This is a genomic window from Acinetobacter sp., assembly GCF_049284435.1.
Lineage (GTDB): Bacteria > Pseudomonadota > Gammaproteobacteria > Pseudomonadales > Moraxellaceae > Acinetobacter.
This window is the reverse complement of the sequence record NZ_JBAPXX010000012.1, coordinates 1-1,717: the sequence shown is the minus strand read 5'-3', so window position 1 is coordinate 1,717 and position 1,717 is coordinate 1. Positions and strand designations below refer to the sequence as shown.

At 43.0% G+C, this 1,717-nt stretch carries 1 protein-coding gene and 1 pseudogene; one reads left to right on the top strand and one right to left on the bottom strand.

Going from position 1 to position 1,717, the window contains the following annotated elements; genetic code table 11:
- The coding region (locus WAK81_RS01100; protein WP_422195332.1) for an AMP-binding protein at positions 1-717 on the bottom strand (717 nt) is incomplete at its 3' end.
- Between the two features lie 233 nt (positions 718-950).
- On the opposite strand from WAK81_RS01100, the pseudogene WAK81_RS01095 reads away from it, so the two are divergent.
- Positions 951-1,662 (top strand): annotated as a pseudogene (locus tag WAK81_RS01095) (FAD-binding protein); the annotation flags it as partial.
- Between the last annotated feature and the right edge of the window lie 55 nt (positions 1,663-1,717).

Genomic DNA, 1,717 nt, shown 5'->3' with positions numbered 1-1,717 from the left:
GCACCAGCCATTACAGTGGAACAGGGGTAGTGTCCATAAATAGGTGGCACGTGGTGTCATACCACAAGCAATGATATTACTGGCTGCGTTAATATAGGCACCGCGGTGATGGTAAACCACACCTTTAGGGTTGCCCGTGGTTCCCGAAGTGTAACTTAAGCTGATGGCATCCCATTCATCTTGGGGTAAATGCCATTCAAAATTTGCATCGCCTTGGGCAATCCAGTCTTCATATTCAACTTGACCAATACTGCTGTCTTCACCTTCAAACTCTTCATCGGCCACATCAATCACATAGATATCTTGTGGAACCAAGGCAAGTGCTTCAGTTGCAAGCGCAGTAAATTCAGGATCAACCAAGAGTACTTTGCTTTCAGCATGTTCAAGCATGAATGCGAGTGTTTTGGCATCCAGACGGGTATTTAAGGTGTTGAGTACAGCGCCTGCCATAGGCACAGCAAAATGCGCTTCAATCATGGCAGGAACGTTAGGTAGCAGTACCGAAACGGTATCATTTTTACCGATGCCTAATTTTTGGAGTTGGTTGGCAAACTGACGACAACGGTTGTATTTCTCACGCCAAGTGATTCGGCGCTTACCGTGAATAATCGCGTTCTGATTGGGATAGATATAAGCTGCACGATCAAGATAGCGTAAAGGTGACAACGCTACAAAATTTGCGGGGGTACGCGGTAATTCATCATATGCGCTAACCATTGGGAAACTCCGTTGTATATTTATTTTCATATCCTGTTGAAAAGATATGTATTTATCATGAATGTTGCATTTATGCTTTAGTCGAGTACGTTTTTATAAATTTTAAGCTATTGAATATTAATGAAAATATTTAACCGTACTTAAATGTTTTGAACGCATGGGTTCCCATGTTTGATTTTTTAGGTATTTTACTCTAGTTCAGCCATTAAAATAATATGAGCCAAGGAAGAATAATGAAAATACAACAGGCGAATAAAATCTGGCGAAACTGGTCGGGGAGCCAGTCCAGTGCTGCTCGGATTTGTCAGCCCAGTCAGATCAGTGAATTACAAAGTTTGGTGAAGACCCATGCACACATTCGTGCAGTGGGTGCAGGACATTCATTTAGCCCACTCGCCAAAACAGATGAGGTGTTGCTTAATCTCGATCAGTTCAAAGGTGTCGTTGCTTTTGATCAACAGAAAACCCAATGCATCGTGCACGCCGTGACGCGTTTATATGATTTGGGGGAAAGATCTGACGCAGATTAATCAGGCTTTAATTAATCAGGGTGATATTGATCAGCAAAGTTTGGCGGGAGCCATTTCTACCGGAACGCATGGCGCGGGTATTGATTTACCTTGTTTATCTGCTTTTGTGGAAGGTTTTGAATTACTGACAGCGGAGGGAGAGCTGTTGCAATGTCATCGTGAGCAGAATGCTGAGATATTTCAGGCTGGACGGGTAGCATTGGGCAGCTTGGGTATATTGACCCAAATCACCCTGCAAAATCGACCATGCTTTAGATTAAAAAAACAGATTCAACTGTGTCCGCTACATGAGGTATTTGCAAATATCGATCAATGGAAGCATCAGCACCGGCATATTGAATTTTGGGCTTTTTTACATGCCGATCAGGTGATACTGAAAGCTCTGGATGAAACTGATGATGAAATTCTGCCGAGGTAAGAGAGCTGGCCTTCGGAAGATACTTTATTAACGCTATGTTCTGAACTGACGC